Raw genomic sequence first — 4,726 nt, 5'->3', positions numbered from 1 at the left:
GGCCACCGACCGGCCCCGCGACACCAACACGCCGACCTGCCGGAGCCTGGCCACGATCTCCTCGGGTTCGTGCTTCTTCCGCGACATTCCGCCGGCCTCCATCCGGCTCGAAAGCCTGCTTCAGGGAGGACCACTTTCAGGGGGCGGACCAGTTCTCGACCTTGATTGCAAGAACGAAAAAGACGGCAGTGCATGTTTGCGCGAAAAGGAAGCGGAACATGGTAACTTGCCGCAAACCGTTTCTGTCAAGTCGCCTTTCGGCGGGCTTCATTATTACTTCAACATGCCGGATTTTGCCGTCCGAAATTTTGAAGGCAAGATTGGCACGGGGTGGATATAAGGGGCAACGGCGGGATGGTCATCGCACCGCCGTCCAAAAAACCGGACGGGTCCGCCTATGAGTGGGTGAACCCCATGTTCAGCCTGTCCATCGCTGACGCCCTCGGCTGGCTGCTTGACCTGTTGAAGAACCACGAAGCGTCAAGGAACGCTCGCACCCATGTGGAGCGGCGCGCAGAGTGACCTGCCATCACGGCTAAGGGTATGGAGCGCCAGATAGAGACTGTGGCGCGCAAGATGGCAACAGCGGCAGCTGGCGAGCGGAACACCACGTTGAACGGGCGAGCCTTCTGGTTGGGGCAGGCAGTGGCGGGCGGATGGATGGATGAAGCCACAGTTCGTGCCGCGCTGGACGCCGGGCTTGAACCGGGAGAGGTCGAGGCGACAATTTCGAGCGGGCTTGAGGCGTGGGCGAAGACGCCGCGACCGACAACCGTACCGCCCAAATTCGAGTATGGCTACGATGCGTTAGCGCGCTGGCTTGGCAGCGAGGGCTGCAAAAAGGCCGCGAGTTTCTTTCCTACACCTTAGAGCCGTGGCTTCTTGGCATCGAAGGCGCATTGCGCCCGTGCCCTATTCAACGACAATGAGGGCGGAAATCACGTTATCCGGTTCGACCGCGACGACCTGACGCGCGCCGATCTTTCAACCCGCGCGACCGTCATCAATTCGCTGATTGCAAGCCGCACGATCAATCCGAACGAAGGCCGGTCATGGCTTGGCCTGCCCCCGCGAGAAGGCGGCGACGAATTCTTCAATCCAAATATCCAAACTGGCAATGCTAACCCGCCGCCCGGAAAGGGGGAAGACGATGAAACGGGCCGTTAAGAAACTGCGCAATCCGCCCCTGCCATGGGCTGAGCTTAGGGGGATTCTGAAATACGATCCCCTGACCGGCGAACTAACATGAACTAAGAATCGCCAGAACGTCATTGCCGGAACCGCCGCCGGTCATCTGACAAGCGCAGGTCGCGTGAAAGTCGGGATTCTGGGTTATCACTGGTGGGCCGAAGATATTGCGTGGTTCTTGTTCACGCGCGAATGAACCGAGAATAGGCCGGTTTTTCTGGATGGTGATTATACCAACCTTCGCTTTGACCACCTGCACGTCCAAGGCTTCGTGCCCGCGTATCTGAGGGAGAGCGTATAATGCAATTGCAGGAAATCAAAGCTTTCAGCCAATCGCAGGAGGTTGGCCGGATTTTTGAACTGCATGATCCCGTCACAGGGGAACCGACCGGCATTCGCCTGCGCATCGTCGGCCCTGACAGCGCCACGCAAGCCCGCGCCCGGCTGGCGATGGCCGATGCCCTTGCCGAGGCCGCCGACGCGCCCGGCCGGGTTGCTGCCGCTGACCGGGAGCGCATCCGCTTGGACGCCCTTGCAGCCTGCGTCTTGGGGCTGGACACGACCGAAGGGGGCCAGCCAGTGCCCTTCACCCACGCAGCCGTGTTGCGGCTGCTGAGGGCCGCGCCATGGGTGCGCGATCAGGTTGACGCCTTCGCGTAGGACCGCGCTGCGTTCCGCGCGCCCCCGCCCTGCCGAGATAGCCATGCAGCGCCCACGGAAGGGGGTAGGACGCCCACAATGCCCGCGCCGACCAGGGGATTGCCGTCATGAATGCTCAAGCCGATCAGGGGACCGCGTAATGGACCGCAGCATCATCGAAACAAAAGTGCTGACTGACGATACTGGCGCGATAACCGCGATGGCGTGGCCGTTCGGTTCGCCTGATCGTTTGGGCGACGTAATCCGCAAGGGTGCATTCGCTAACACGAAACTGCCGCTGCCCACGCTTTTCGGCCACGATCCCAACGACCCGGTTGGGGTTTGAGAAGTTGCCGGAGAAGAGGATGGCCTGCATTTGAAGGGTCGTATTTTAATCAACGATCTGCCCCGCGCCCGTGAGGTTCGCGCGCTGGTTCAGGCTGGTGCAGTGCGCGGAATTTCCATCGGCTTCGTCACTATTAAGGCAGATCAGCGGATTCCCTAAGGCCGCAATATCGCGGCGCTGGATTTGATGGAAGCTTTCCTTGTAACAATAGGATGAACGCGATTCCTCAAGCCGCCTGAAAGGCGGTTGCGCCCGCGCTTATGAAATCCGCCGAAGAGATTGCAACAATGCAAAAAGCGATGGTTCCGATTGCGAGCGGCGATCTTAAAAACAGTATAGCGTTAATGCCGCCCGGCCAATCGACCCCCGCTTATTCCACACCCGGAGGGCGCTTCGCCGTGCCGGAACTGACCGCAGCCGTTACGGCGGGGAACGCTGATGTGCGCTATCCTCACTTGGTCGAGTTTGGAGAGCGCGGCCATGTGATCGGCGGGGGCTGGCATCCCGGTGCCCCTGCGCAGCCCTATTTTTGGTAGGAAGCAGGGGACTCGGTCGAAGAAATCTTCGCCATGTGTGTCGCCGCGTCCGAGGCGACGCGGGCGGATCGCTTCAATAGCGATAGCCGAAGGCTACGCGAAGACATTGAGCGGATCGTCGGGAAACCTAATCCGATCTTTGGGGATGCTACCGCTGAAGATGGCCACAGACTGTGGGAGGGAACTGCCAGCGTCAACGGGCGGCGTATCATGTCGCGCAAGAACTGCATCGTTATGGAGAGCCGTGCGGAGGCTCTAAGGCTACCGCGCCTCGCCGGAGCTATCGCTAACGTAGTTTGCCGCGCGGAGAAACGGGACACCCACGTTTACGCACACGCCGCCGGACTTCTGTCAATGAGCGCTTTGGCCTCGCCGCTTTACGTCTTGCAACCTCATCCGGGCGAACTTGTCAGCCTTAGCATTTATGCCTTGGTTATTGGTCCGACCGCATCAGGGAAGGAAGGCGTCAGAACCGCAATCTGCTTGGCTCTAGAAGCTGCCGGTCGTGGCGACGAGTTCCTTTACAACATTCCTTCCATACCCGCCTCGCACGAGCATTTGGCTATTCCGACCGAAGCGCAGGCTTCAGGCGTGGTGGCGCTGGCAATAGATGAAGCTGGCCTTAATCTTAAGACGATCAACAGCACGGCCAACGGTCATCAACAACAGTTACTCAAGGGTCTAATGTCGATATTCGGGCAGGGCTTCAGAAAGCTAACCGAGCATAAAGTCCGCGACAAGAGCCAGCGCATTGCCACTGTCGAGAGGCCCCGCGCCACAGTCCTTTGGACTTCGACCCCCGGCGCGTTCATTGACGCCATCAGTGCGAAGGACAGCGAGAGCGGGCAGCTAAACCGCTTTGGGAAATGGTGGCTTCCTAACATGCCACCGCTGCGAAAGCAGCGGGTAGAGCGGTCACTGATGCAGGGACAGTTCCCTCCCCACCAGGCTCAATGCGCCAAGTTTAAGCATGAGGCTACGGCGGAGTATCTGGGACAGCGTATGCCCGACCGGATTATTACGACAACGCCGGAAGCGTTGGCTCTTATGGATGCTTTCGAGCATTACGTCGAGGATGAGCACATTCAAGGTCAGCCTGCCCGCAATCAGGAGAGTTGGGGATAAGTGGTTGAGTATCTGAAGAAATATTCTGGGCTGATTGCGCTGGCAGATAATCCAGATAATCTGCAACGCGAGGCGAAGCACGTTGACCTTGCCCGGCAGATCGTGCTGGCCACATTCGGGGCGACTTCGGAAGTGGCAGACCGCAGCGAAACCAAGAACGTGAAGCCGGATTCATGGGAGAAAGTGCTGGCCTGCGTTGCCAAGAACAAGGACGCGGAAGGCTGGGCTTCCGAGCGAATGGTTAAGCTGGATGCGCTGCAAAACTACACTGGCAACCGCGACGACCTCATCAAAGACATGATTACTCGGGCGTGTTGGAAAGGGCCGATGTGGGTCGAACGAGAAAGAAATCCATGTTGTGGATCGTGCCAGAGGATGAACGGGAGATATGAAGTAATATGAAGTAAAAATTAAGTAATTAAAAATAATCAATAAATAGCTAAATATAATAGATATGAAGTAATGAAGCCCCCTCCCGTCTTATTGTGTCAGTTGGGGTAAGGGGCTACTTGAGTATGTCAGCAAAGCCTGTTGGTCTATTTCCTGATCATGCGAGAAGCCTGCGGAATGCCGGGAGATATCCCTCCCGCCGGGCGATGAGCCAGCGGGCATAGCCGTCGAGATTCCGGGTCGCCGGACCTCGGAACGGCTTGAGAAACTCCTTCCACCTCGCGTGGAGCGAGTTGATGGTGTTCAGGTGGTAGGTTGCCGGCGTGCGGAAGCTCCTGCGCCCGCCAACGAGCATCCAGTAGCCCAGGCCGGCGGCGGTGGCGATTGCCTGATATTGCGGCGCGCCGTCGGACAGCAGCAGGGCATCCGGCGCCACCTGGGGCAGGAGTGCCGCGGCGATCGTCGGTTGCCGGGTGTCGGGAATGTAGGTGAGGTTCGCGCG

General features: G+C 58.8%; 10 protein-coding genes and 1 pseudogene. 10 read left to right on the top strand and 1 reads right to left on the bottom strand.

Going from position 1 to position 4,726, the window contains the following annotated elements; translation table 11 throughout:
* Nucleotides 1–196 precede the first annotated feature (196 nt).
* The 10 genes from H5395_RS19365 (at nucleotide 197) to H5395_RS17755 (ending at nucleotide 4,236) form a co-directional block, all read left to right on the top strand.
* Entirely contained in the window at nucleotides 197–340 is a 144-nt protein-coding gene (locus H5395_RS19365; RefSeq protein WP_304612845.1) for a hypothetical protein, read from the top strand.
* A 14-nt stretch (nucleotides 341–354) separates the two neighbouring features.
* Complete coding sequence (locus tag H5395_RS19360) at nucleotides 355–522, top strand: hypothetical protein (RefSeq protein ID WP_182793850.1); 168 nt, start codon at nucleotides 355–357, stop codon at nucleotides 520–522.
* A 21-nt stretch (nucleotides 523–543) separates the two neighbouring features.
* Entirely contained in the window at nucleotides 544–870 is a 327-nt protein-coding gene (locus tag H5395_RS19220; RefSeq protein ID WP_255440804.1) for a hypothetical protein, read from the top strand.
* Nucleotides 871–882: 12 nt separating this feature from the next.
* Nucleotides 883–1,167, top strand: a complete 285-nt coding sequence (locus H5395_RS17780; RefSeq protein WP_255440803.1) for a hypothetical protein — start codon at nucleotides 883–885, stop codon at nucleotides 1,165–1,167.
* Between the two features lie 321 nt (nucleotides 1,168–1,488).
* Complete coding sequence (locus H5395_RS17775; protein WP_182793849.1) at nucleotides 1,489–1,848, top strand: hypothetical protein; 360 nt, start codon at nucleotides 1,489–1,491, stop codon at nucleotides 1,846–1,848.
* 139 nt (nucleotides 1,849–1,987) lie between these two features.
* The gene (locus H5395_RS19215; protein ID WP_234450867.1) at nucleotides 1,988–2,173 is read left to right on the top strand and encodes an HK97 family phage prohead protease; all 186 of its coding nucleotides are present in this window, start codon (nucleotides 1,988–1,990) and stop codon (nucleotides 2,171–2,173) included.
* A 24-nt stretch (nucleotides 2,174–2,197) separates the two neighbouring features.
* Nucleotides 2,198–2,332, top strand: coding sequence for an HK97 family phage prohead protease (locus H5395_RS19210; RefSeq protein ID WP_255434997.1), 135 nt, complete (start codon nucleotides 2,198–2,200; stop codon nucleotides 2,330–2,332).
* 101 nt (nucleotides 2,333–2,433) lie between these two features.
* On the top strand, nucleotides 2,434–2,709 hold the full coding sequence (locus tag H5395_RS17765) for an HK97 gp10 family phage protein (RefSeq protein ID WP_182793848.1): 276 nt from the start codon (nucleotides 2,434–2,436) through the stop codon (nucleotides 2,707–2,709).
* Nucleotides 2,710–2,742: 33 nt separating this feature from the next.
* Nucleotides 2,743–3,834 carry a hypothetical protein gene (locus H5395_RS17760; protein ID WP_182793847.1) on the top strand — a complete coding sequence of 364 codons (1,092 nt, stop codon included), beginning with the start codon at nucleotides 2,743–2,745 and terminating at the stop codon, nucleotides 3,832–3,834.
* Nucleotides 3,835–4,236: a hypothetical protein gene (locus H5395_RS17755; protein ID WP_182793846.1), complete on the top strand. Its 402-nt coding sequence runs from the start codon at nucleotides 3,835–3,837 to the stop codon at nucleotides 4,234–4,236.
* Nucleotides 4,237–4,381: 145 nt separating this feature from the next.
* Here the strand turns inward: H5395_RS17755 and H5395_RS17750 are convergent.
* Nucleotides 4,382–4,726: pseudogene (locus H5395_RS17750) on the bottom strand (hypothetical protein); the annotation flags it as partial.

It is taken from the genome of Paracoccus sp. MC1854, assembly GCF_014164635.1.
Classification (GTDB): Bacteria; Pseudomonadota; Alphaproteobacteria; order Rhodobacterales; family Rhodobacteraceae; genus Paracoccus.
The sequence above is the reverse complement of the archived record's forward strand: the minus strand, read 5'-3'. Positions and strand labels throughout refer to the sequence as shown.

Bases quoted from the DNA above. Each gene is read 5' to 3' on its own strand.
- H5395_RS19215 (WP_234450867.1), top strand. From the start codon at position 1,988: ATGGACCGCAGCATCATCGAAACAAAAGTGCTGACTGACGATACTGGC.
- H5395_RS17760 (WP_182793847.1), top strand. From the start codon at position 2,743: ATGTGTGTCGCCGCGTCCGAGGCGACGCGGGCGGATCGCTTCAATAGC.
- H5395_RS17775 (WP_182793849.1), top strand. From the start codon at position 1,489: ATGCAATTGCAGGAAATCAAAGCTTTCAGCCAATCGCAGGAGGTTGGC.
- H5395_RS17765 (WP_182793848.1), top strand. From the start codon at position 2,434: ATGAAATCCGCCGAAGAGATTGCAACAATGCAAAAAGCGATGGTTCCG.
- H5395_RS19360 (WP_182793850.1), top strand. From the start codon at position 355: ATGGTCATCGCACCGCCGTCCAAAAAACCGGACGGGTCCGCCTATGAG.
- H5395_RS19220 (WP_255440804.1), top strand. From the start codon at position 544: ATGGAGCGCCAGATAGAGACTGTGGCGCGCAAGATGGCAACAGCGGCA.